Annotated in this window: 24 protein-coding genes; 8 read left to right on the top strand and 16 right to left on the bottom strand. The window is 65.2% G+C overall.

Features of this window, described 5'->3' with window-relative positions; translation table 11 throughout:
• Nucleotide 1 precedes the first annotated feature (1 nt).
• Both ABIB91_RS30075 and ABIB91_RS30070 read left to right on the top strand, forming a co-directional pair.
• On the top strand, nt 2-262 hold the full coding sequence (locus ABIB91_RS30075; protein ID WP_007598817.1) for a hypothetical protein: 261 nt from the start codon (nt 2-4) through the stop codon (nt 260-262).
• Between the two features lie 152 nt (nt 263-414).
• The gene (locus tag ABIB91_RS30070; RefSeq protein WP_354169863.1) at nt 415-975 is read left to right on the top strand and encodes a hypothetical protein; all 561 of its coding nucleotides are present in this window, start codon (nt 415-417) and stop codon (nt 973-975) included.
• Nucleotides 976-1029: 54 nt separating this feature from the next.
• Here the strand turns inward: ABIB91_RS30070 and ABIB91_RS30065 are convergent, their stop codons facing one another.
• The 7 genes from ABIB91_RS30065 to ffh all read right to left on the bottom strand — a co-directional run bounded on the left by ABIB91_RS30065 (nt 1030) and on the right by ffh (nt 6976).
• On the bottom strand, nt 1030-1239 hold the full coding sequence (locus ABIB91_RS30065) for a hypothetical protein (RefSeq protein WP_354169861.1): 210 nt from the start codon (nt 1237-1239) through the stop codon (nt 1030-1032).
• Between the two features lie 95 nt (nt 1240-1334).
• Nucleotides 1335-2741 (bottom strand): 3-isopropylmalate dehydratase large subunit, encoded by a 1407-nt coding sequence (gene leuC, locus ABIB91_RS30060; RefSeq protein ID WP_354169859.1) that lies wholly within the window; start codon nt 2739-2741, stop codon nt 1335-1337.
• Nucleotides 2742-3065: 324 nt separating this feature from the next.
• On the bottom strand, nt 3066-3452 hold the full coding sequence (gene rplS, locus ABIB91_RS30055) for a 50S ribosomal protein L19 (protein WP_007598824.1): 387 nt from the start codon (nt 3450-3452) through the stop codon (nt 3066-3068).
• Between the two features lie 110 nt (nt 3453-3562).
• A complete protein-coding gene (trmD, locus tag ABIB91_RS30050) occupies nt 3563-4318 on the bottom strand; it encodes a tRNA (guanosine(37)-N1)-methyltransferase TrmD (RefSeq protein WP_354169857.1) in 756 nt (251 codons plus the stop codon).
• Nucleotides 4319-4433: 115 nt separating this feature from the next.
• Nucleotides 4434-5000, bottom strand: a complete 567-nt coding sequence (rimM, locus tag ABIB91_RS30045) for a ribosome maturation factor RimM (protein ID WP_354169855.1) — start codon at nt 4998-5000, stop codon at nt 4434-4436.
• A gap of 9 nt (nt 5001-5009) precedes the next feature.
• Nucleotides 5010-5342 carry a 30S ribosomal protein S16 gene (gene rpsP / locus ABIB91_RS30040; protein WP_007598827.1) on the bottom strand — a complete coding sequence of 111 codons (333 nt, stop codon included), beginning with the start codon at nt 5340-5342 and terminating at the stop codon, nt 5010-5012.
• Between the two features lie 86 nt (nt 5343-5428).
• A complete protein-coding gene (gene ffh / locus ABIB91_RS30035) occupies nt 5429-6976 on the bottom strand; it encodes a signal recognition particle protein (RefSeq protein ID WP_354169853.1) in 1548 nt (515 codons plus the stop codon).
• A 330-nt stretch (nt 6977-7306) separates the two neighbouring features.
• Here ffh and ABIB91_RS30030 point away from each other — a divergent pair, with 330 nt between their 5' ends.
• Nucleotides 7307-8371: an MBL fold metallo-hydrolase gene (locus ABIB91_RS30030; RefSeq protein ID WP_354169851.1), complete on the top strand. Its 1065-nt coding sequence runs from the start codon at nt 7307-7309 to the stop codon at nt 8369-8371.
• A gap of 171 nt (nt 8372-8542) precedes the next feature.
• Here ABIB91_RS30030 and ABIB91_RS30025 read toward each other — a convergent pair whose 3' ends face one another.
• Together ABIB91_RS30025 and ABIB91_RS30020 are read right to left on the bottom strand one after the other, a co-directional pair.
• Complete coding sequence (locus ABIB91_RS30025; RefSeq protein WP_354169849.1) at nt 8543-9259, bottom strand: SIMPL domain-containing protein; 717 nt, start codon at nt 9257-9259, stop codon at nt 8543-8545.
• Between the two features lie 5 nt (nt 9260-9264).
• Complete coding sequence (locus ABIB91_RS30020; protein ID WP_354169847.1) at nt 9265-10008, bottom strand: GyrI-like domain-containing protein; 744 nt, start codon at nt 10006-10008, stop codon at nt 9265-9267.
• A gap of 220 nt (nt 10009-10228) precedes the next feature.
• Between ABIB91_RS30020 and dapF the strand changes: the two genes are divergently transcribed.
• Both dapF and mtaB read left to right on the top strand, forming a co-directional pair.
• Nucleotides 10229-11104: a diaminopimelate epimerase gene (gene dapF / locus ABIB91_RS30015; RefSeq protein WP_354169845.1), complete on the top strand. Its 876-nt coding sequence runs from the start codon at nt 10229-10231 to the stop codon at nt 11102-11104.
• Nucleotides 11104-12357 (top strand): tRNA (N(6)-L-threonylcarbamoyladenosine(37)-C(2))-methylthiotransferase MtaB, encoded by a 1254-nt coding sequence (gene mtaB, locus ABIB91_RS30010; protein WP_354169843.1) that lies wholly within the window; start codon nt 11104-11106, stop codon nt 12355-12357. Before dapF ends, mtaB begins: the two co-directional genes overlap by 1 nt.
• Before the next feature lie 184 nt (nt 12358-12541).
• On the opposite strand, the gene ABIB91_RS30005 is transcribed toward mtaB, so the two are convergent.
• Both ABIB91_RS30005 and ABIB91_RS30000 read right to left on the bottom strand, forming a co-directional pair.
• The gene (locus tag ABIB91_RS30005; RefSeq protein ID WP_354169841.1) at nt 12542-13651 is read right to left on the bottom strand and encodes a DUF2336 domain-containing protein; all 1110 of its coding nucleotides are present in this window, start codon (nt 13649-13651) and stop codon (nt 12542-12544) included.
• A gap of 229 nt (nt 13652-13880) precedes the next feature.
• Nucleotides 13881-14582: an RluA family pseudouridine synthase gene (locus tag ABIB91_RS30000; protein WP_007598835.1), complete on the bottom strand. Its 702-nt coding sequence runs from the start codon at nt 14580-14582 to the stop codon at nt 13881-13883.
• 60 nt (nt 14583-14642) lie between these two features.
• Between ABIB91_RS30000 and ftsY the strand changes: the two genes are divergently transcribed.
• Together ftsY and ABIB91_RS29990 are read left to right on the top strand one after the other, a co-directional pair.
• A complete protein-coding gene (gene ftsY / locus ABIB91_RS29995) occupies nt 14643-15590 on the top strand; it encodes a signal recognition particle-docking protein FtsY (protein ID WP_354169839.1) in 948 nt (315 codons plus the stop codon).
• 3 nt (nt 15591-15593) lie between these two features.
• Nucleotides 15594-16196 carry a septation protein A gene (locus ABIB91_RS29990; protein ID WP_354169837.1) on the top strand — a complete coding sequence of 201 codons (603 nt, stop codon included), beginning with the start codon at nt 15594-15596 and terminating at the stop codon, nt 16194-16196.
• Between the two features lie 148 nt (nt 16197-16344).
• On the opposite strand, the gene ABIB91_RS29985 is transcribed toward ABIB91_RS29990, so the two are convergent.
• The 5 genes from ABIB91_RS29985 to ccmA all read right to left on the bottom strand — a co-directional run bounded on the left by ABIB91_RS29985 (nt 16345) and on the right by ccmA (nt 19579).
• Nucleotides 16345-16941, bottom strand: coding sequence for a DsbE family thiol:disulfide interchange protein (locus tag ABIB91_RS29985; protein WP_354169835.1), 597 nt, complete (start codon nt 16939-16941; stop codon nt 16345-16347).
• A gap of 24 nt (nt 16942-16965) precedes the next feature.
• Nucleotides 16966-17151 (bottom strand): heme exporter protein CcmD, encoded by a 186-nt coding sequence (ccmD, locus tag ABIB91_RS29980; protein WP_247400619.1) that lies wholly within the window; start codon nt 17149-17151, stop codon nt 16966-16968.
• Nucleotides 17148-17936 carry a heme ABC transporter permease gene (locus ABIB91_RS29975; protein WP_354169833.1) on the bottom strand — a complete coding sequence of 263 codons (789 nt, stop codon included), beginning with the start codon at nt 17934-17936 and terminating at the stop codon, nt 17148-17150. The genes ccmD and ABIB91_RS29975 overlap by 4 nt, the downstream gene beginning before the upstream one ends.
• Nucleotides 17937-18027: 91 nt before the next feature.
• Nucleotides 18028-18696 carry a heme exporter protein CcmB gene (gene ccmB, locus ABIB91_RS29970; protein WP_106945554.1) on the bottom strand — a complete coding sequence of 223 codons (669 nt, stop codon included), beginning with the start codon at nt 18694-18696 and terminating at the stop codon, nt 18028-18030.
• Nucleotides 18697-18976: 280 nt separating this feature from the next.
• A complete protein-coding gene (gene ccmA / locus ABIB91_RS29965) occupies nt 18977-19579 on the bottom strand; it encodes a heme ABC exporter ATP-binding protein CcmA (RefSeq protein WP_354169830.1) in 603 nt (200 codons plus the stop codon).
• Between the two features lie 242 nt (nt 19580-19821).
• Here ccmA and acnA point away from each other — a divergent pair, with 242 nt between their 5' ends.
• Nucleotides 19822-22542 (top strand): aconitate hydratase AcnA, encoded by a 2721-nt coding sequence (acnA, locus tag ABIB91_RS29960; protein ID WP_354169828.1) that lies wholly within the window; start codon nt 19822-19824, stop codon nt 22540-22542.
• The last annotated feature ends 145 nt before the right edge of the window (nt 22543-22687 follow it).

Raw genomic sequence — 22687 nt, 5'->3', positions numbered from 1 at the left:
CATGACGAGATGGTTCGCATTGGCGGTTGGCGTCGGGCTTGCCGCAGGCCTGTCTCACGCGTCCGCTGCGCACAGGGTGACGAAGCTGCCCGATGCGTCGGCCGGGCGCGCGGTGTTCGACGGGCGCCGACATGTGCGGTCCGACGTCGTGCGATACGCCCCGCGTCGTGATCCGCATTACTACGCGCGGCCGGTCTACTACCGTCCTTATCCCTACGGCGTGCCCGCACCGTTCGTGCTCGGCTTCGGGCCGTGGCGGTGACCTCGCGGCGCGATGCTGCGCCCGTCGTTCATTCATGAGGCATTCACGTCGCTGTCCCTAATTTAATCTTGGGAGCGACCGCCAATGAACAGGGATGACGCGCGCCGGGAGCGAGCGTCGCAACTCCGCTGTCCAGATTCAGGGAGAAGTCCATGCTGAGAATATTGGGTCTCAGGGCAAGCCCGATGCGCTTGCTCGGCATTGCGGCCGCCGCGACGCTGATGCTGTCGGCCGGAACGACGCGTCGTGCTGAGGCGATGACTCCAATCAATCCGACGGCGTTGCCTGTGGCGAAGGCCGCAAGTGACGATGTGATCCCGGTTCGCCACGGCGGCGGTGGCGGCGGTGGGCATGGTGGCGGCGGCTTTCATGGCGGCGGCGGTTTCCACGGTGGAGGCGGCTTCCACGGTGGCGGAGGACATATCGGTGGCTTCCGCGGCGGTGGTTTCCATGCTGGTGGCTTCCGCGCCGTGCCCGCGTTTCATGGCGGCGGCTATCGCTACGGCGGAGTTCGCCACTATGGCGGAGGCGGATTCCACCGCTACGGCATCTATCGCCCGCATTACGGCTATCGCCATTTTCATCGGCGCTATTACGGCGGCTACTATCCCTATTACAGCCATCCGCGCCGATGCCGGGTCATCTGGACCTATTACGGCCCGCGCCGCGTCTGCCGCTGGCATCGCTGGCACCATCCGTACCGCTATTGGTAAGCACGATCGAAATGAAAAGGGCGCCTCGACGGCGCCCTTTGTTCATCCGGTGGCTTAAAGCCAATCCTTCAGTTTCCACGACGCCGACGTCCATCGCGTCAGGTTCTCGATCTTCCATTGCTTGAACATCGCCGGCGGCCAGCGGCTGAGCTTCGAGGTCTCCTCGACCTCGGGCTTGGCGACCTTGCGCAGCGGTGCCGCGCGCCGCCGATGCTGGGGCGTCGCCGCGCTGATCAGATCGACATATTCAGGCTTGCTGGCCATGAGCTCGTGTCCTCGCGAAATGTTCGCGAGGACGCAGTGTCGGCGCTGCCGATTAACGGCGGTTTGCCGCAATCGCTCAAATTAAAACGAGCGGCTTACCGCCACTCCCTGATGTCGACGAAGTGACCCGCGATCGCCGCGGCTGCGGCCATCGCCGGCGACACCAGATGGGTGCGGCCCTTGAAGCCCTGGCGGCCCTCGAAATTGCGGTTCGAGGTCGAGGCGCAGCGCTCTTCCGGAGCCAGCTTGTCGGGGTTCATCGCGAGGCACATCGAGCAACCGGGCTCGCGCCATTCGAAGCCGGCCTTGATGAAGATCTTGTCCAGACCTTCAGCCTCGGCCTGCTCCTTCACGAGGCCGGAGCCCGGCACGACCATGGCGTTGACGCCGCCTGCGACCTGCTTGCCTTCCGCGATCTTGGCGGCGGCGCGCAGATCCTCAATCCGGCCGTTGGTGCAGGAGCCGATGAAGATGCGGTCGAGCTTGATGTCGGTGATCTTCGTTCCCGCGGTCAGGCCCATATATTTCAGCGCGCGGTGCTTCGACAGGCGCTTGGCCTCGTCCGCGATCTTGTCGGGATCGGGCACGCTGCCGGTCACCGAGATCACGTCTTCAGGGCTCGTGCCCCAGGTCACGATCGGCGGCAGCTTCGCTGCATCGAGCCGCAGCTCGTGGTCGAAATGCGCGCCCTCGTCCGAGCGCAACTTCTCCCAGTAACGCATCGCCGCATCCCAGTCGGCGCCCTTCGGTGCCTTCGGGCGGCCGCGCAAGAAGTCGAACGCCTTCTGGTCGGGCGCGACGAGGCCGGCGCGCGCGCCACCTTCGATCGACATGTTGCAGACGGTCATGCGGCCTTCCATGCTGAGTGCGCGGATCGCGTCGCCGGCGTATTCGAGCACGTAGCCGGTGCCGCCCGCGGTGCCGATCTCGCCGATGATCGCGAGGATGATGTCCTTGCCCGTCACACCATCCGGCAATTTGCCGTCGACGGTGACGCGCATGTTCTTCGCCTTCTTCTGGATCAGCGTCTGCGTCGCCAGCACATGCTCGACTTCCGACGTGCCGATGCCGTGCGCGAGCGCGCCGAACGCACCATGCGTCGAAGTGTGGCTGTCACCGCAGACGATGGTGGTGCCGGGCAGCGTGAAGCCCTGCTCGGGACCGATGACGTGGACGACGCCCTGACGCTTGTCGAACTCGTCGTAATATTCGATGCCGAATTCCCTGGCGTTATCGGCGAGTGCCTTGATCTGCTCGATGCTCTCAGGGTCGGGGTTCGGCTTGGTGCGGTCGGTGGTCGGCACGTTGTGATCGACGACGGCGAGCGTCTTTTCCGGCGAATGCACCTTGCGGCCGGTGGCGCGCAGGCCTTCGAACGCCTGCGGTGAAGTGACCTCGTGCACCAGATGACGATCGATATAGAGCAGGCAGGTGCCGTCGTCGGCTTCGTGCACCAGATGGTCGTTCCAGATCTTGTCGTACAATGTGGTCGGCTTGGACATGAGCGTCAGCTCCAGAATGTTGTGTCGAGCGGGTTGCGCGGCTGGCGCGCGGGGCAACAAAATCGTCAGCGCAGCTTTTAGGCTGCGCGCGTAAGCTCTGACGTTGCCGAGGTCGCGAAGCGTCCGAAGAACCGGCCGGGCAGCCGCGAGCGATCGTCGATGACGACGCGCTTGACGGGCGAGAGGCTGGTCAAATCTGGAAACATTCCAGGAATATATAGCAGGCCGAACCGGAATCGCGAGGGCTTTGACGCGCACGGCTGACGCAACAAAAAAGCGCGGGGTTTGGCCCCGCGCTTTCTAAAACTCGTCTGTAAGCGGAGCTTACTCGTTGACGGCAGCAGCCGGGCGGTCCTGCTTCTTCTCGACGATGCGGGCCGACTTGCCGCGAAGGTTGCGGAGATAATAGAGCTTGGCGCGACGCACCTTGCCGCGGCGCACCACCTTGATCGAGTCGATCATCGGCGACATCACCGGGAACACGCGCTCCACGCCTTCGCCGTACGAAATCTTGCGCACCGTGAAGCTCTCGTTGAGGCCGCCGCCGGAACGGCCGATGCAAACGCCTTCATAGGCCTGCACGCGGGTGCGGTCGCCTTCGACGACCTTCACGTTGACGATCACGGTATCGCCGGGGCCGAACTCCGGGATCTCCTTGTTGGCGGAGAGCTTGTCGAATTGCTCTTTTTCGAGCTGTTGGATCAGGTTCATGGGTAAATCTCCATCGGCGCGCCCAGCCTTGGAAAACGGGGGCTGCGCGAAATTCGTTTATCCAGCCATTGCGGATGTGGCCGCTGCTATAAGGCAAGCCGGAGCGTTTGTCACCCGTCTGTCTTGTTTTTTGGCGTTTTTTGGCGTCCTGCCTGATTCGGGACTTTGCTCGGGATCTGGGCCCACAAATCCGGTCGCCGGGCCGCCGTCAGGGCCTCGGATTCCGCCCGCCGCCAGCTCGCGACCTTGGCATGGTCGCCCGAGGTCAGGATCTCCGGGATCGGGGTTCCCTCGAACAGCTGCGGCCGGGTGTATTGGGGGTATTCGAGCAGGCCGTCCGAAAAGCTTTCCTCGGTTCCCGAGGCTTCCTTGCCCATCACGCCCGGTAGCAGCCGGACGCAGGCGTCGATCAGGGCCAAGGCTGCGATTTCACCGCCGGAGAGGACGTAATCCCCGATCGAGACCTCCTCCAGGCCCCGCCCGTCGATCACGCGCTGGTCCACCCCCTCGAACCGCCCGCAGACGATCAGGGGACCCGGACCCTTGGCCAGCTCCGTGACCCGGGCCTGGGTCAATGGCCGACCCCTCGGACTCATCAGCAGTTTCGGCCGGTCCGGGCCGATCCCGGCGGCATCGATGGCCGCCGCCAGAACATCGGCCCGAAGCACCATGCCCGGTCCGCCGCCGGCCGGGGTATCATCGACGCTGCGATGGCGGTCGGTGGCCGAGGCCCGGATGTCCCGTGCCTCCAGCTCCCAGAGCCCGCCAGCCAGCGCCCGGCCGGCCAGGCTCACGCCGAGCGGCCCCGGAAACATCTCCGGAAACAGCGTCAGCACCGTCGCGCGCCAGGGTGAGGGGTTGGTCATCGGATCTCAGTTATTGTCGTCCCGGACAAGCGGAGCGCAGATGGGACCCATAACCACCGCACTTCGTTTGGCGACGGCTGGAGCGATCAGTTTAGCTAAAAATTCTGGCCTGTGGTTATGGGTCCCGGCCCCCCGTGCGCAAGTTGCGCACTAGGCCGGGACGACCCGGGGAGGGATCCTCCCCCGCGATCTCCTGCGGCAGCGCGATCACGACGCGGCCGCCGGTGAGATCGACCTCCGGCACCACCGCGTCCGTGAACGGCAGCAGCATCGTGGTCCCCGTGGGCGGCGCGATCTCGATGATGTCGCCGGCGCCGAAATTGTGGATCGCGAGCACGCGGCCGAGCGCATCGCCGGCGGTGGTGACGGCGGCGAGCCCGATCAGATCGGTGTGGTAATATTCGCCCTCGTCCGTCGCGGGCAGCTTTTCGCGCGCGACGTAGAGCTCGATGCCGTTGAGGCGCTCGGCCTCATCGCGGGTCGTGACGCCCTTGAACGTCGCAACCAGATAATCCTTGGCCGCGCGCGCCGTTGCGACCTCGAACTGGCGCTTGCCATCCTTGGACGAGAGCAGGCCGTAGCTCCGCACGGCAAATGGATCCTCGGTAAAGGTCCACAGTTTGACCGCGCCGCGCACACCATGCGCGGCGCCGATCCGCGCGACGCAGACCAGCGCCGGCATGATCTGGCCTTAACCCTTCGCGGCGGCTTCGGCCTGCGCCTTGCGCTCCTTGCGCGGCACGGCCTTCTCGGGATTGTTGCGCACTTCGCGCTTCTTGACGCCGGCGGCGTCGAGGAAGCGGGACACGCGGTCCGACGGCTGCGCGCCCTTGGCGAGCCAGGCCTTCACCTTGTCCATGTCGAGCTTCAGACGGGTCTCGTTGTCCTTCGGCAGCAGCGGGTTGAAATAGCCGAGACGCTCGATGAAGCGACCGTCGCGGGGAAAGCGCGAATCGGCGACGACGACGTGATAGACGGGGCGCTTCTTGGTGCCTGCGCGGGCGAGACGGATAACGACGGACATCTAAGTTCTCCTTCAAAGTACGTTTTGTTCGGTTGATTGGTATTCCGCGTTGCGCGAGACCGTTGCGATCTCCCGCGACGAATTCCTCATTTCTTCTTGCCCGGGAAACCGCCGAGGCCCGGCAGCATCGGCTTGCCGCTCAGCCCGGTCAGACCCGGAACGTTCGGCAGACCCTGGCGCAGCCCGGGCGGCAAATCCTTCGGCAGGCTGGGCAGACCTTGTCCGCCGCCGCTCTGCATCTTTTCCTGCAGCGCCTTCATCTCTTCCGGCGAAGGCGGCTTCATGCCGCCGCCAAAGCCCATCGCCTGCGCGATGCCCGCGAGCGGACCGCGCTTGCCGGAGCCCATGGCCTTCATCATGTCGGCCATGTTCCGGTGCATCTTGAGCAGCTTGTTGACCTGCTCGACGCTCTGGCCGGAACCTGCGGCGATACGCTTCTTGCGGCTGGCCTTGAGCAGATCGGGATGACGGCGCTCGTCGCGCGTCATGGAATCGATCACCGCGACCTGGCGCTTCAAGATCTTGTCGTCGATGCCGGCGGCCGCGATCTGGTTCTTCATCTTGGCGATGCCGGGCATCATGCCCATCAGCCCGCTGATGCCGCCCATATTGGCCATCTGCGACAGCTGCTCGCGCATGTCGTTGAGGTCGAACTGACCCTTGCGCATCCGCTCTGCGGTGCGCGCGGCCTTTTCGGCGTCGATATTGGCCGCAGCGCGTTCGACCAGCGACACCACGTCGCCCATGCCGAGGATGCGGCCGGCGATACGGTCGGGATGGAAATCCTCCAGCGCGTCGGTCTTTTCACCGGTGCCGAGCAGCTTGATCGGCTTGCCGGTGACCGCGCGCATCGACAGTGCGGCGCCGCCGCGGCCGTCGCCGTCTACGCGTGTCAGCACGATGCCGGTGAGGCCGACGCGCTCGTCGAAGGCGCGGGCGAGGTTGACGGCGTCCTGGCCGGTGAGGCTGTCCGCCACCAGCAGCACTTCATGCGGATTGGCGGCGGCTTTGATGGCTGCTGCTTCCGCCATCATCTCTTCGTCGAGCGTGGTGCGGCCGGCGGTGTCGAGCAGCACGACGTCGTAGCCGCCGAGCTTGCCGGCCTCGAGCGCGCGCTTCGCGATCTGCGCCGGCTGCTGGCCGGCGACGATCGGCAGTGTCGGAATGTCGAGATCGCGGCCCAGTACGGCCAGCTGCTCCATCGCCGCGGGACGGTAGATGTCGAGCGAGGCCATCAGCACCTTGCGCTTGTCGCGCTGGACCATGCGACGGGCGAGCTTTGCGGTGGTGGTGGTCTTGCCGGAGCCTTGCAGGCCGACCATCATGATCGGCACCGGCGGCACGGAATTGATGTCGATGGTCTGGCTTTCGGCGCCGAGCGTATTGATCAGCTCGTCATGGACGATCTTGACCACCATCTGGCCGGGCGTCACCGACTTGACGACGGTGGCGCCGATCGCCTGCTCGCGGACCCGCTCGGTGAAGCTGCGCACCACTTCGAGGGCGACGTCGGCTTCCAGCAGCGCGCGGCGCACCTCGCGCATGGCGGCGTCGACGTCCTTTTCGGTCAGCGCACCGCGCCCCGTCAGACGATCGAGAATGCCGCCAAGCCGTTCCGACAGATTGTCGAACAATGCCGTTGTCCTCTTTAACCTCTCCCTGCAAGAGCGGGGCGAGGGAGCAGAAATCCAAACACCTTTACGCCCGAGGGCGCATCGCGCTGTCGGGCGTTGGCCTCTGGCCTCTGGGGCCAGTGGGCGGGTCGAAAAGAAAGCCTTTCCGAGAAAGTGCCGGGGTTAAACGCCGCTCCCGCCCGAAAGTCAAGGAAAGTTAGGACGCCGGGACGCCTTCGGGAGGGCAAGGCCTTGAAAATATGACATTTTCGGCATTGGGTTCCTTTTCCGCAGACCCCGCCCATATAGCGGTAATGTCCTGCCCCTCCGACCATCCCTGAAGCCAGATCCGTGCCGATCACCCGCCGCCGCCTTTTCGGACTGCTCGCCGGGGCCAGCGCATTGGTCGGCGTGCCCTCCCTTTGGATGTCCCGCATGAAAACCTATGACGGCCCGGTCTCCGACCATTTCGACGGACTGACCTTCTTCGATCCGGACGGCGCGCCGCCACGATCGCTTCGTGAGGTCCTGCGCTGGCAGTTCGGCGGCAAGCGGCAGCGCGCGACCTGGCCGGATTGGGCGCCGAGCCCCCATGCCGACACCCCGCCGAACCGCGTCGACGGCAACAAGGTGCGGCTCTCCTTCATCGGCCACGCCAGCTGGCTCATCCAGACCGGCGGCCTCAACATTCTCGTCGATCCCGTCTGGTCGACGCGGGTCTCGCCCGTCAGCTTTGCCGGGCCGAAGCGGCACAACGATCCCGGCATTGCCTTCGACAAGCTGCCGAAAATTGATGCCGTGCTGGTCTCGCACGGCCATTACGATCATCTCGACATGGCGACGTTGTCGCGGCTCGCCAAGAATTTCGCCCCGCGTGTGGTGACCCCGCTCGGCAACGACGTCACGATGCGCAGCACCGATGCGACGATCAAGGTGGAAGCGTTCGACTGGCACGATCGCGTCGAGCTCGGCGGCGGCATCGCCGTGACGCTGGTGCCGACCCGGCACTGGTCGGCGCGCGGCATGTTCGATCGCAACAAGGCGCTGTGGGCGAGTTTCGTGCTGGAGACGCCTGCGGGGAAAATCTACGTCGTCTGCGATTCCGGCTATGGCGATGGCGGGCATTTCCGCCGCGTCGCCGACAAGCACGGGCCGCTCCGTCTGGCGATCCTCCCGATCGGCGCCTACGAGCCGCGCTGGTTCATGCGCGATCAGCACATGAACCCGGAAGACGCGGTGAAGGCGCTGGCGGATTGCGGCGCGCAGAAAGCACTAGGGCATCACCACGGCACGTTTCAGCTGACCGATGAGGCGATCGACGCGCCAGCGAAGGCGCTGGTCGAAGCACTCGATGCCGCAAAGGTTCCGCAGGAAAGATTTGTGGCGATGAAGCCGGGGCAGGTGGTGGAGATTTAGCTTCGTCGCCGCTGCTAACACCTCTGTCGTCCCGGCGAAGGCCGGGACCCATACTCCTCAGAAGAAGTTATGGCGCGAGGTGGCAATGACCAATCCTTGCCAAATCGCATTCGGTGGTTGTGGGTCCCGGCCTTCGCCGGGACGACAATTGAATCTGTAGCGGCAGCTGCCTCACTGCCCCTGCTTGATCGCCCAGCTCACATTCACCGTCACCGCCAGCGTTTCCTCGCCGGGCGCAACGGCCGCGCCGCCTGCGGCCATCGGCGCTGCGGCCATGCGTCCCTTGAACAGCGGCATCGGAGCGCCGCCTTCGGACACACTCAGCGGCGCGCCGAGCGTGACGCCAGTGGCCTTGGCGTAGATCTCCGCTTTGCGGCGGGCGTCTGCGACAGCCTTCTCGCGGGCATCGTCGAGCAGTCTTGAGGCCTGCGTCACCTCGAAAGAGATGTTGCCGATATCGTTGGCGCCGGCGCCGACCAGTGTGTCGATGATGGCGGCGACCTTGGTCACGTCGCGGATCTTCACGGTGACGCGGTTTGAGGCGCGGAAGCCGACCACGGGCGAGGCGCCGGTGGATTTGTTCTGGCCGTATTGCGGCTGCAGCGACAGCCGCGAGGTCTGGTAATCCTTCTCGTCAATGCCTGCGCCCTTCAGCGCCAGCAGCACCTTGCCCATCGCGGCGTTGTTGGCGTCGGAGGCTTCCTTCGCGGATTTGGCGTCGTTGGCGACGCCGGCGTCGATCTGCGCCAGATCAGGCGCGGCGGAGATCGTGGCTTCGCCGCTCACCGAAATCGCGGACGGAAAATCGTCGGCGAGCGCGGGCGCTGCCGGCAGCACGGCGGCAAAGGACGTAACGAGGGAGGTCAAAAGGATGGCAGGCTTGTTCATCAGTCTCACTTCAGCGGCACGAAAACATTGATCACGAGTTTGTCCTCGGCCGTCTTCAGGGGGTCGGTGAGGTATTCCTCGATGAAAGTGTCCTTGGCTTCCAGCTTCTTGTCGTCGAGGTGATTGGTGATCGCCTCATAGGTGTTGTCCATGTTGTCGTAGGAGCCGCGATGGACGAATTTCAGCGCCTTGCCCTCCGGCGATTTGCCGATGCTCATGTCCTTGGGCAAGTTCTTCGGGTCTTGCTCGACCGGGATCTCGGCAAGGAAGGTGAAGCCGGTATCGTCAGTCGAAGTGTAGACAATCATCGAATTGCCGGCGTGCTTGATGCCCTGCTTGTCCAGCAGCGTGTTCAGTGCCTTGAAGGCGTCGATCAGCGTGTCGAAGGCAGAGTCCCAATTGGCAGTGCCCTTGACCATCACGACCTTCTTGGGCTCGAGCGTGGTCTCCTGTCCGAAGGGATCGGCCGTCTGCACGGGAGCCGGCGTAGCGGCCGCAGCGGGCGGCGGGGCGGCCGGGCTCGGTGAGGCACTGGCTGCGGGCGAGGGCGAAGCGCTTGCCGCCGGCGACGGGGTGGCCACGGGTGCCGCGCTCGCGGCCGGGGAGGGCGAAGCTGACGGGGCCGGCGAGGGGCTCGCTGATGCCGCCGGCGCCGGGCTCGGCGTCTGGGCCAGCGTGGCGGACAGACCAAACGACAAGGCTGCTGCCGGGATCAGCGCGGCCAAAGCGAGACGACGAAACCTGAACATTTTTATTCTCCCCAAAACCTTGCGCACCAAGGCCTTAACCCGCCAAAGCCTCAATCCGGCTGCGCCGTCCCGGTTTGCGCGAATTGCGCCGTTCTAACACGCGAGCGCCGAATTCGTCCCATGACAGATGCGTCATGGCAGCGTCCTGGCTCTCGGCGGCAAATTACTGGCCAAGCCGGCCAGGATCGCCATATAAGGCAGGCGAAATTCGGGAATTTTCATGAGCGCGCTGGCCAACCACGCATTTGCCAAGATGAACGGCATCGGCAACGAGATCGTCGTTGTCGACATGCGCGATTCCACCTCAAAGGTCACCCCGGACGATGCCCGCGCGGTGGCATCGGCGCGAGGCGGCGTGCCCTTTGATCAGCTCATGGTGCTGCAGAAGCCGCGCTTCGACGGCACCGAAGCCTTCATCAGCATCTACAACAGTGACGGCTCCGAGGCAGGCGCCTGCGGCAACGGTATGCGCTGCGTCGTCCGCCGCATCTTCGAGAAGACCGGCCAGACCAATGCAACGTTCGAGACGGCCGCGGGCCTGCTCAATGCCTGGCAGGGTCCGGCGCCCGATCTTTATACGGTGGACATGGGCGCGCCAAAATTCGGCTGGCAGGACATTCCGCTCGACCAGGAATTCCGGGACACCCGCTACATCGAATTGCAGATCGGCCCGATCGACAATCCGATCCTGCATTCGCCCTCGGTGGTCAGCATGGGCAATCCGCATGCGATCTTCTGGGTCGATGACGTCAACGCCTACGACCTCGAGCGTTTCGGTCCGCTGCTGGAGAACCATCCGATCTTCCCGGAGCGCGCCAACATCACGCTCGCCCATATCGTCGATCCCCAGCACATCACGATCCGCACCTGGGAGCGCGGCGCCGGCCTGACCAGGGCCTGCGGCTCGGCCGCCTGTGCCACGGCGGTCGCGGCGGCGCGGCTGAAGCGCGCCGAGCGCAATGTCGAGATCACGCTGCCCGGCGGCAAGCTCGGGATCGAATGGCGCGAGCGCGACGATCACGTGCTGATGACGGGCACGGCGACCTTCGAATATGAAGGCAGTTTCGATCCCGCGCTGTTCGCGTCGGTCGGGTAATGACCGTCGACATCGTCACCTTCGGCTGCCGCCTCAATGCCTTCGAGGCCGAGGTGATCCGCCGCGAGGCCGAGGGCGCAGGCCTCTCCGATACCATCGTCATTAATAGCTGCGCCGTCACCAACGAGGCGGTGGCGCAGGCGAGGCAGTCGATCCGCAAATTGAAGCGCGAGCGGCCGGGAGCACGCATCGTCGTCACCGGTTGCGCGGCGCAGACGCAAAGCGGCATGTTTGCCGGGATGGCCGAAGTCGACCGCGTCGTCGGCAATGACGACAAGATGCGGTCGTCCGCATGGCGCGAGGCGCGTACGGCGTTCGATCTCGGTGCCAGCGAAAAAATCGCCGTCAGCGACATCATGTCGGTGAAGGAGATGGCGCCGCATCTCGTCGACGGCTTTGCGAGCGGCCTGCCGCGCGTGTTCGTGCAGGTGCAGAACGGCTGCGACCATCGCTGCACCTTCTGCATCATCCCGTTCGGGCGCGGCAATTCGCGCTCGGTGCCGATGGGCGCCGTGGTCGATCAGGTGCGGGCATTGGTCGAGCGCGGCCATGCCGAGATCGTGCTGACCGGCGTCGACCTCACCAGTTACGGCACGGACCTGCCGGGCGCGCCGAAGCTCGGCATGCTGACGAAGCAGATCTTGCGGCATGTGCCGGAGCTGAGGCGCCTGCGCATCTCATCGATCGATTCGATCGAGGCGGACAGCGATCTCTTGGATGCCATCGCCGAGGATTCGCGGCTGATGCCGCATCTGCACCTGTCGCTGCAGTCCGGCGACGACATGATCTTGAAGCGCATGAAGCGGCGACATACACGCGGCGACGCCATCGCGTTCTGCGACCAGGTCCGTCGCCTGCGCCCGGATATCGCGCTGGGTGCCGACATCATTGCGGGCTTTCCGACCGAGACCGAGGAGATGTTCTCGCGTTCGCTCGATCTGGTCGAGGAATGCGGCCTGACCTTCCTCCACGTCTTCCCCTATTCGCCGCGTCCCGGCACGCCGGCCGCGCGGATGCCACAGGTTGCGGGCGGTGCGATCAAGGAGCGTGCGAAGCGGCTGCGTGCGGCGGGCGAAGTGGCATTGCGCCACCGGCTGCAAGCCGAGATCGGCGCCACGCGTGAGGTGCTGATCGAGAGCGACGGTCAGGGACGCACGGAGCATTATCTGCCGGTGGCGATTGCGGGCGAGCGTATCGGCAGCGTCGTGCCGCTCCGGATCGCCAGTCATGATGGCGCGCGGCTGACGGTTTAGCTCTCGAGACGCTGAACTTGCTCCGCCGTCGTCCTGGCGAAAGCCAGGACCCATTACCCCAGGGAGAAGTTGTCGCACGCGACGGCCAACTAGCAGTCTTCGCCAAACTGAATTCGGTGGTTATGGGTCCTGGCTTTCGCCAGGACGACGGCGGAATATTTGGCGCGCAGCGTCTCTAACGCGCCTACAACGCCCGCACCTGCCAGAACCGCAGCGTCCGCCGCGCATTCTCCGGGGTCATGCGCGCGTAGTTGCTTTGAGCCCTTGCGATATCGGCGGGCTTCATCGCGCCGCTCGCAAAGCGGCTTTCGAGCACGGCGGCGGTGGTTTCCCAGGTGAGCTGCGCCGCCTTGCATGGCACCAGCAGGCCGTCCTCGCGCAGGCTTTGCATCAGCGGGCGAATCACTTCGACGGTCGATCCCGACAATGCGGCCAATGCGGCCACCGCCTCTTCGTAGCGCCGCTGCGTGGCGAAGCCGAGCAGCGTCGCTTCGCTGAGCTGGCCGGCCGCCTTGAGGCCCGCGACGGCGCGCTTGGCACCTTCGAAATCGCGGACCCCCGACATCTCGCGCTCGACACCGACGGTGACGGCGGCGATCGCGGTCTGGATCTCCTCGAACAGATGCGGCGGCGCGCGCGACAACAGACGGGTCCGCACGGCATCGCTCGCCGAGCGCAGCAATTGACGGCGCAGGTCTGACGGCAGATCGACGCGGACGCCGACGCTGACCGCGAGCTCGGGATCGGCCTCGGCTTGTCCGACGATGACAGCAAATCCGTTTCCGGACACGCGCGCCCCGGGATTGGCGGCGAGCCGCCGGCTGACGCTGGGATAGCGCCGCGCCAGCAATGCATCGGTGACGATCTCCCTCAGCCACCAACGTCCGGCGACCGCGAGCAGATGCGGCTCGCCCTTGGATGATGCGATCTGCACCAGCGCGCCATCGTCGAGGCGCGCGGATTCCCGCAGCACGGGACCGGCGATGCGGATTTCGTCATTGTTGGCGAGGCGGCGAATGACCGATGGCGGCGCCTGCGCGATCGGGGCGAGTTGCGCGCTGATCTCGGCGAGCGCAACGCGTGCGCCCATGTCGGCGATGGCCCGGAGCTCGATGGTGCCGATCAGGCGATCGAGCACGTCGTCGAACAGGGCGATCTGCTCGTCATCGAAACTGCCGGCGGAGGACAGGAACAGGTCGGTGACGCGGCGGGCTGTTGCCAGGCCCTTTTCCGCCGAGCCAGTCCGAAGCGCGGACTCGACCTCGTCGATGATCGATAATTCGGCCGTGGACATGACGCGCAGCTCGTCCTGAGCAGATTGACGGAAGCTTGTTCTAAGCAACCATTATCATTAGCGACGAGCACTGAACGTTTCGTAAACTATAGGGAGCGCGGCGGGCACTGCCCTCATCCTGAGGGGCCCGCAAAGCGGGCGTCTCGAAGGATGGCCGCGGGCGAGATGCGGGCCTGCATGGTTCGAGACGGCCGCTACGCGGCCTCCTCACCATGAGGGACTGACAGGATTATTCTCCGTTCCACCCGCAGGCCCGGAGCCGCTCGTGCATGTGGGGTGGGGCCGGCGCCACCACGCGGACCGGCTCCTTGTTCCGAGAGATCGGCACCACGATCTCGCGGGAATGCAGGTGTAGCTTCGGCTCGCCGAAGCGCGGGCCGTTGCCGTAAATGTTATCGCCGAAGATCGGCCAGCCGGTCGCCGACGAATGCACCCGCAATTGATGGGTCCGTCCGGTCACCGGTTCCATGGCGAGCCAGGTCAGGCCGTCGCCCCGGCCCATCACCTTCCAGTTGGTGATGGCCTTCTGGCCCTCGGGATCGGGCTTCTGCCACCAGCCGCGCTCGGCATTGAGCCGGCCGAGGGGCATGTCGATGGTGCCTTCGTCCTCAGTGGGGCCGCCCTCGACGATGGTCCAGTAGGTCTTGCCGATCTTGCCATGCTTGAACAGCAGGCCGAGCGACGCCGTCGCCTTGCGATGGCGGCCGAGCACGAGGCAACCGGAGGTGTCCTTGTCCAGCCGGTGGGCCAGCACCGGCGGCCGCGGCAAGCCGAAACGAAGCGCGTCGAAGGAGGTTTCCAGATTAGCGCCGCCCTTGGGTCCGCGATGCACCGGCAGGCCGGCCGGCTTGTCGATGACCAGCATCAATCCGTCGCGATGGAGCACGCGGCCTAAGATTTCCTCGGCGGTCAATTCGGGAACATCGAGCAATTGCAGGACTTTCGGTCAAGACTTTCGTTTGCGAGCCGGAACGGCTAACACACCGCCACCATGAACGATACCACCCCCGAGACCCCCAAGCTGAGCTGGTGGCGCCGCCTGTCCGACGGGCTGAAGCGCACCTCGTCCTCGCTCGGGACCGCGGTCGCCGACCTCGTCACCAAGCGCAAGCTCGACCGCGCCATGCTCGACGACATCGAGGACGTGCTGCTGCGCGCCGACCTCGGCACCTCGGTCGCGGTGCGGATCGCGGATGCGGTCGGTAACGGGCGCTACGACAAGGCGATCTCGGCGGACGAGGTCAAGGACGTCGTCGCGACCGAGGTCGAGAAGGTGCTGGCGGCGGTGGCGAAACCGCTCGAGATCGACGCCGGCAAGAAGCCGTTCGTCATCCTGGTGGTCGGCGTCAACGGCTCCGGCAAGACCACCACCATCGGGAAACTCTCGCAAAAATTCGCGTCCGAAGGCCGCAAGGTGATGATGGCGGCCGGCGACACGTTTCGCGCCGCAGCGATCGAGCAGCTCAAGGTCTGGGGCGAACGCACCAGGACCCCCGTCATATCGGGCGCACAAGGCTCGGATTCGGCGAGCCTCGCCTTCAACGCGCTGACGGCGGCGAAGGAGCAGGCCACCGACGTGCTCCTGATCGACACCGCCGGGCGGCTTCAGAACAAGGCCGAGCTGATGAACGAGCTCGAAAAGGTCGTGCGCGTCATCCGCAAGGTGGACGCGACTGCGCCGCATGCGGTGCTGCTTGTGCTGGACGCCACCGTCGGCCAGAACGCGCTGTCGCAGGTCGAGGCCTTCCATCGCACCGCCGGCGTCACCGGCCTCGTGATGACCAAGCTCGACGGCACCGCCCGCGGCGGCATCCTGGTGGCGCTCGCGGAAAAATTCAAACTACCGGTGCATTTCATCGGCGTCGGCGAAGGCGTCGACGATCTCGCGCCGTTCACCGCGCGCGATTTCGCCCGCGCGATTGCCGGAATCGAAAGCTGAAGAATGGATAAGACCCAGCCGCATCCGCTGTTCAAGCTCGCGACCGAGCTCGGCCCGCTGCTCGTGTTCTTCTTCGTGAATGCGAAGTTCAATCTGTTCGCCGCGACCGGCGCCTTCATGGTCGCGATCGTGGCGGCGATGATCGCCTCCTATGTGGTGACTAGGCACATCCCGATCATGGCGATCGTAACAGGCGTCATCGTGCTGGTGTTCGGCACGCTGACCCTGGTGCTGCACGACGAGACCTTCATCAAGCTCAAGCCGACCATCATCTACGCTTTGTTCGCTGCGATCCTCGGCGGCGGCCTGTTGTTCGGCCGCTCCTTCATCGCCGTGATGTTCGACCAGATGTTCAATCTGACGCCGCAGGGCTGGCGCATCTTGACGCTGCGCTGGGCGCTGTTCTTCGCCGGCATGGCGGTGCTGAACGAGATCGTCTGGCGCACCCAGAGCACGGACTTCTGGGTCAACTTCAAGGTGTTCGGCGTCACCCCGATCACGATGATCTTCGCCATTGCCCAGATGCCGCTGACCAAGCGCTATCACCTCGAGCCGGCGTCGCTGGAAGCGAGCGAGGCCGAGACGGGGGATGTGCGGAAGGGGTGAGGGTCCCGTGTCCCGGACGCGCTGCAGCGTGAAACGCTGCTGCGCAGAGCCGGGACCCAGAAGGCAACGCGTCGCGCTGTGACATGGGCCCCGGCTCTGCAGCGCACCGCTCACGCGCTGCGCAGCGTCCGGGGCACGAGAGCGGCGATCAGCTCCCCGCCGCCTTCAACGCCTTCTCCATCTGCGGCAACAACACCGTCCGCAAATTCTCCGGCGTGATCGGTCCCACCAGCTTGTAGACGATGGTGCCTTCGCGACCGACGACGAAAGTCTCCGGCACGCCATAGACGCCCCATTCGATCGAGGCGCGGCCGTTGGCATCGACGCCGACGCGGCCGAACGGGTTGCCGTAGCGCCCCAGGAAGCGCCGCGCATTGTCGGCGGCATCCTTGTAGTTGATGCCGACGAGCTGGAAGCGCTTGTCTTTTGCCAGTTCGGTCAGCAGCGGCGCCTCGTCGTGGCACGGCACGCACCAGGACGCCCAGACATTGACGAGGCTGACCTTGCCCTTGAACGCAGCGGGATCGAGGCCGGGGACCTGCGCGTTGTCAGCCTGCAATCCCTCGAGCGCCGGCAGCATGGTTTGCGGCGCAGGCCGCCCGATCAGCGCGGAAGGGATCCGCGAGGGATCGCCGCTGCCAAGCCGGAACCAGAACAACACCGCCAGCGCAATGAAGGCGATCAGCGGCAGCACCATCAGGAAGGTGCGGCGCTGTGGCGGAGCGGACGTCGATTGCTCGCTCATGATTGCTCGCTCATTCTCGATCTCTCATGGCCGATCCGTCGCGCTACGGCCGGAGCGGCGGGTCACGCCGCTGCGCTCGAGCTCGCGCAGGCGCTGTGTCTGGCTACGATAATCGAGCACGATCCAGCCGATCAGGATCACGACCACAAGGGCGGCCGCGACATAGGACGTCACGATGAAGGACGCGTAGGGACCGAGCGACATGATCATGCAGCCCCAGCTTCTTTTGACGTGCTGCCCTCGCGCGAGCCGGTGCCGACTTCTGAAAAGGCCACACGGCTCGCCTGCATCATCTGCAGGGACCGCACGCGCCGGCGCAAAATCTCGTTGCGCATCGCAGCCAGATGCAGCGTGACGAACAGCAGGGTGAACGCGATCGCCATCACCAGCAACGGAATCAAAAAGGATTTGTCGAGCGACGAGCCGCCCATCCGCATCACTGACGCCGGCTGGTGCAGCGTGTTCCACCAGTCGACCGAGAACTTGATGATGGGCAGGTTGAGCGCGCCGACCAGCGTCAGCACGGCGGCGGCGCGCGCCGCGCGGGAGGGCTCGTCGACCGCGCGCCACAGCGCCATCAGGCCGAGATACATCAGGAACAGGATCAGCACCGACGTCAGCCGCGCGTCCCATTCCCAATAGGTGCCCCACATCGGCCGGCCCCACAGCGAGCCCGTCAGCAGCGCAAGGAAGGTGAAGCTGGCACCGATCGGAGCTGCCGCCTTGGCGGCGACGTCGGCCAGCGGATGCCGCCACACCAGCGTGCCCAGCGAGGCGATGCTCATCACGCCCCACACGAACATCGACAGCCAGGCATTGGGCACGTGGATGAACATGATCTTCACCGTCGCGCCCTGCTGATAGTCGTCGGGCGCGGTGGCGGACTGATAGAGCCCGATCGCGAGCAGGATGATTGTCGCAGCCGCAAGCCACGGCAGCAGCCGCGCCGTCAGCGCGAGGAACCGTGTGGGGTTGGCGAGGTCGATCAGCGTCATGGTATCCTGATAATCACAGGTAAGCGCTCACGCAATCAGCACGAAAGTCCGCAGCGAAAGTTGATCGGGGTCAAGGTCAGTCCAGCCCATCTCAATCCAGCCCATGCTTCAGGCTCGCCGCAGCCGCGAACGGGCCGATCACGAGGCTGACCAGCGACAGCGCGCACAGGATCGAGAACGGCGCGCCGAACGTCATGGGTCCGACGATCGCCGCCTGCGAGGCCGCGACGCCGAAGATCAAGACCGGTATCGACAGTGGGAGCACCAGAACCGCCATCAGCAAGCCGCCACGATGCAGCGTCACCGCCAGCGCCGCGCCGATCATGCCGGTGAACGTCAGCGCCGGGGTGCCGGCGAGCAGCGTCAGCGCCACCGCGCCGGTCGCGACCATGTCGAGGTTGAGCAGCAGGCCGAGCACGGGGGTTGCGACGATCAGCGGCAGGCCGGCGGCCAGCCAATGCGCCAGCGCCTTTGCCGCGCAGGCGAGTTCCAGCGGGGTCCGGCTCATCGTGATCAGGTCGAGCGAGCCGTCCTCGTGGTCGGCCATGAACAGCCGGTCCAGGGTGAGCAGGCTCGCCAGCAGCGCCCCCAGCCACAGGATCGCCGGCCCGAGCCGCGACAGCAGTGCCAGATCCGGCCCCACCGCAAACGGCATCAGCACCACCACGGTCAGGAAGAACAGCACGCCAATCAACGCCCCGCCGCCGACGCGGAGCGCAATCCGGATGTCCCGGCGGATCAGGGCAGACAGGGCGGTCATGGGTTGGCTCTTTCCACGGCGAGACGGCCATAAGAGCTCGGCTGGTGCCCAGGGCAAACTGCGCTCCCTCCCCCCTTGTGGGGGAGGGCGGGGGAGAGGGGTGGCCCCGGGAGAGATGCGGATCGTTCGCGCGCGGCCAGCAACAGATAGCCCGTTTTTCCAGCGCTTGATCCGAGAAAGTGTCGCCCGCCGCACCCCCCTCCCTGACCCTCCCCCACAAGGGGGGAGGGAACGGAGAGAGCGGCACCCCGCCGCTCGGAAAACTGAGGGTCCATCGGAATCACACCGCACCCCCGATCCGCAGCTCCCGCGAATCGATCCCGAGGGGGGCGTGGGTGGCGGCGACGATCAGGCCGCCGCGCGCCAAGTGCTCGCGCATCAATCCGGAAAACATGTCCTGGCCCGCGACATCCAGTGCCGTGGTCGGCTCGTCCAAGAGCCAGACCGGCCGGCGGACGGTCAGCAGGCGGGCCAGCGAGAGCCGGCGGCGCTGGCCTGCGGACAGGAAGGCGGCGGGCAGATCGGCGGCATGGTCGAGCCCGACGGTGGCGAGGCTCTCGCCGGCGTCGAAACGCTCGCCGCCCAAGAAATCGGCCCAGAACGTCAGATTCTCCGCCACGCTCAGGGCTGGCTTCAGGGCGTCGCGATGACCGAGATAATGGCATTGCTCCGGCAATGTCAGCTCGGCGTCACCTCCATCCAGCGCGATCGTGCCGCCCGCCGGAATGAGCAGGCCCGCGATCAGCCGCAGCAGCGAGGTCTTGCCCGATCCGTTGCGGCCGACGACCGCCACGGCTTCGCCGGAGACGGCCCCGAAATCGAGCCCGGCAAACACCTCGCGGCCGCCCCGCACGCATGTGACCCCATGTCCGGAAAGCTGCATCTCGCCTCGTACCAGCCCGCTCAACGTCAGGCCTCAGGAAAACTTGGGGTAGCGTATGGGAATTTTTGGCTCGCGGATTGCCGCGGCACGTTTGTGGCTGTGGCGGCGCGGTTAGAAAGCTTCTATAAGCCCGGAACTACTTGATGCAGCAACTCAACCTGCCCCTGCAAGCGACTCAGCCTGCCTACGCTGACGGTGTTAAAATACCCTGCCGGGTATAACTGACAATTGGGATTTCCTACATGACCTCGCTCGACAGCTTCAAATGCAAAAAGACCCTCAAGGTCGGCGCCAAGACCTATGTCTATTACAGCCTGCCCACGGCCGAGAAGAATGGTCTGAAGGGAATTTCGAAACTCCCCTATTCGATGAAGGTCTTGCTCGAGAACCTGCTCCGCAACGAGGACGGCCGCTCGGTCAAGAAGGAAGACATCGTCGCGGTGTCGAAGTGGCTGCGCAAGAAGTCGCTGGAGCATGAGATCGCCTTCCGCCCGGCGCGCGTGCTGATGCAGGACTTCACCGGCGTCCCCGCCGTGGTCGATCTCGCCGCGATGCGCAACGCGATGCAGAAGCTTGGCGGCGATGCCGAGAAGATCAATCCGCTGGTGCCGGTCGACCTCGTCATCGACCACTCCGTGATCGTGAACTTCTTCGGTGACAACAAGGCGTTCGGCAAGAACGTCACCGAGGAATACAAGCAGAACCAGGAACGCTACGAGTTCCTGAAATGGGGCCAGAAGGCGTTCTCGAACTTCTCCGTCGTGCCGCCCGGCACCGGCATCTGCCACCAGGTCAATCTCGAATATCTCTCCCAGACGGTCTGGACCAAGAAGGAGAAGATGACGGTCGGCAAGAAGACCGGCACCTTCGAGGTCGCCTATCCCGACTCGCTGGTCGGCACCGATTCCCACACCACCATGGTCAACGGTCTCGCCGTGCTCGGCTGGGGCGTCGGCGGCATCGAGGCCGAAGCCTGCATGCTCGGTCAGCCGCTGTCGATGCTGCTGCCCAACGTCGTCGGCTTCAAGCTGAAGGGCGCGATGAAGGAAGGCGTCACCGCGACCGACCTCGTGCTGACGGTCACGCAGATGCTGCGCAAGCTCGGCGTCGTCGGCAAGTTCGTCGAGTTCTTCGGCCCCGGCCTCGACCATCTCTCGGTCGCCGACAAGGCGACCATCGCCAACATGGCGCCCGAATATGGCGCGACCTGCGGTTTCTTCCCGGTCGATGCCGCCGCACTCGATTATCTCAAGACCTCCGGCCGGGCCTCGGCGCGCGTCGCGCTGGTGCAGGCCTATGCCAAGGCGCAAGGGCTGTTCCGCACCGCCAAGTCGGCCGATCCGGTGTTCACGGAGACGCTGACGCTCGACCTCGGTGACGTCGTGCCGTCGATGGCCGGTCCGAAGCGCCCCGAAGGCCGCATTGCGCTGCCGTCCGTGGCCGAGGGCTTCTCGCTCGCGCTCGCCACCGAATACAAGAAGGCCGAGGAGCCGGCGAAGCGCTTTGCCGTCGAGGGCAAGAAGTTCGACATCGGCCATGGCGACGTCGTGATCGCCGCGATCACCTCCTGCACCAACACCTCGAACCCGAGCGTGCTGATCGGCGCCGGTCTGCTGGCGCGCAACGCCGCCGCGAAGGGCCTCAAGGCAAAGCCGTGGGTGAAGACTTCGCTCGCCCCGGGCAGCCAGGTGGTGGCGGCCTATCTCGCCGATTCCGGTCTCCAGGCCGATCTCGACAAGGTCGGCTTCAACCTGGTCGGTTTCGGCTGCACCACCTGCATCGGCAATTCCGGTCCGCTGCCCGAGGAGATCTCGAAGTCGATCAACGACAACGGCATCGTCGCGGCTGCCGTGCTCTCCGGTAACCGCAACTTCGAAGGCCGCGTCTCGCCGGACGTGCAGGCGAACTATCTGGCCTCGCCGCCGCTCGTGGTCGCCCACGCGCTCGCGGGCACCGTCACCAAGAACCTCGCCATCGAACCGCTCGGTGAAGGCAAGGACGGCAAGCCGGTCTACCTGAAGGACATCTGGCCGACGACGAAGGAGATCAACGCCTTCATGAAGAAGTTCGTGACCGCGGCGATCTTCAAGAAAAAGTATGCCGACGTGTTCAAGGGCGACACCAACTGGCGCAAGATCAAGACGGTCGAGAGCGAGACCTATCGTTGGAACATGAGCTCGACCTATGTGCAGAACCCGCCCTATTTCGAAGGCATGAAGAAGGAGCCGGAGCCGGTCACCGACATCGTCGAGGCCCGCATCCTCGCCATGTTCGGCGACAAGATCACCACCGACCACATCTCGCCGGCCGGTTCGATCAAGCTCACCTCGCCCGCCGGCAAATATCTCAGCGAACACCAGGTACGTCCGGCCGACTTCAACCAGTACGGCACGCGGCGCGGCAACCATGAAGTCATGATGCGCGGCACCTTCGCCAATATCCGCATCAAGAACTTCATGCTCAAGGGCGCGGATGGAAATATCCCTGAGGGCGGTCTGACAAAACACTGGCCAGACGGCGAGCAGATGTCGATCTACGACGCCGCGATGAAGTACCAGCAGGAGCAGGTGCCGCTGGTGGTGTTCGCCGGCGCCGAATACGGCAACGGCTCCTCGCGCGACTGGGCCGCGAAGGGCACGCGTCTGCTCGGCGTGCGCGCCGTGATCTGCCAGAGCTTCGAGCGCATCCACCGCTCCAACCTGGTCGGCATGGGCGTGCTGCCGCTGACGTTCGAGGACGGCACCTCCTGGTCGTCGCTCGGTCTGAAGGGCGACGAGAAGGTCACGCTGCGCGGCCTCGTCGGCGAGCTCAAGCCGCGCCAGAAGCTGACCGCGGAGATCGTCTCCGGCGACGGTTCGCTGCAGCGCGTTTCGCTGCTCTGCCGCATCGATACGCTGGACGAGCTGGAATACTACCGCAACGGCGGCATCTTGCACTACGTGCTGCGCAAGCTCGCGGCGTAAGCGCGGACTTGTGAACGGTGGCTCACTGCGAAGTGAGTAGTAGGTTACACGAAGGCGGCCTATCACAAGGCCGCCTTCACGCGTTTGCGGCAGGCTTCAGATGGGCCCGCCCGGCGGAGAACCCCACGCTTTGGACGGTTACTTT

The organism is Bradyrhizobium sp. JR4.3, assembly GCF_040547695.1.
Classification (GTDB): Bacteria; Pseudomonadota; Alphaproteobacteria; order Rhizobiales; family Xanthobacteraceae; genus Bradyrhizobium; species Bradyrhizobium canariense.
The sequence above is the reverse complement of the archived record's forward strand: the minus strand, read 5'-3'. Positions and strand labels throughout refer to the sequence as shown.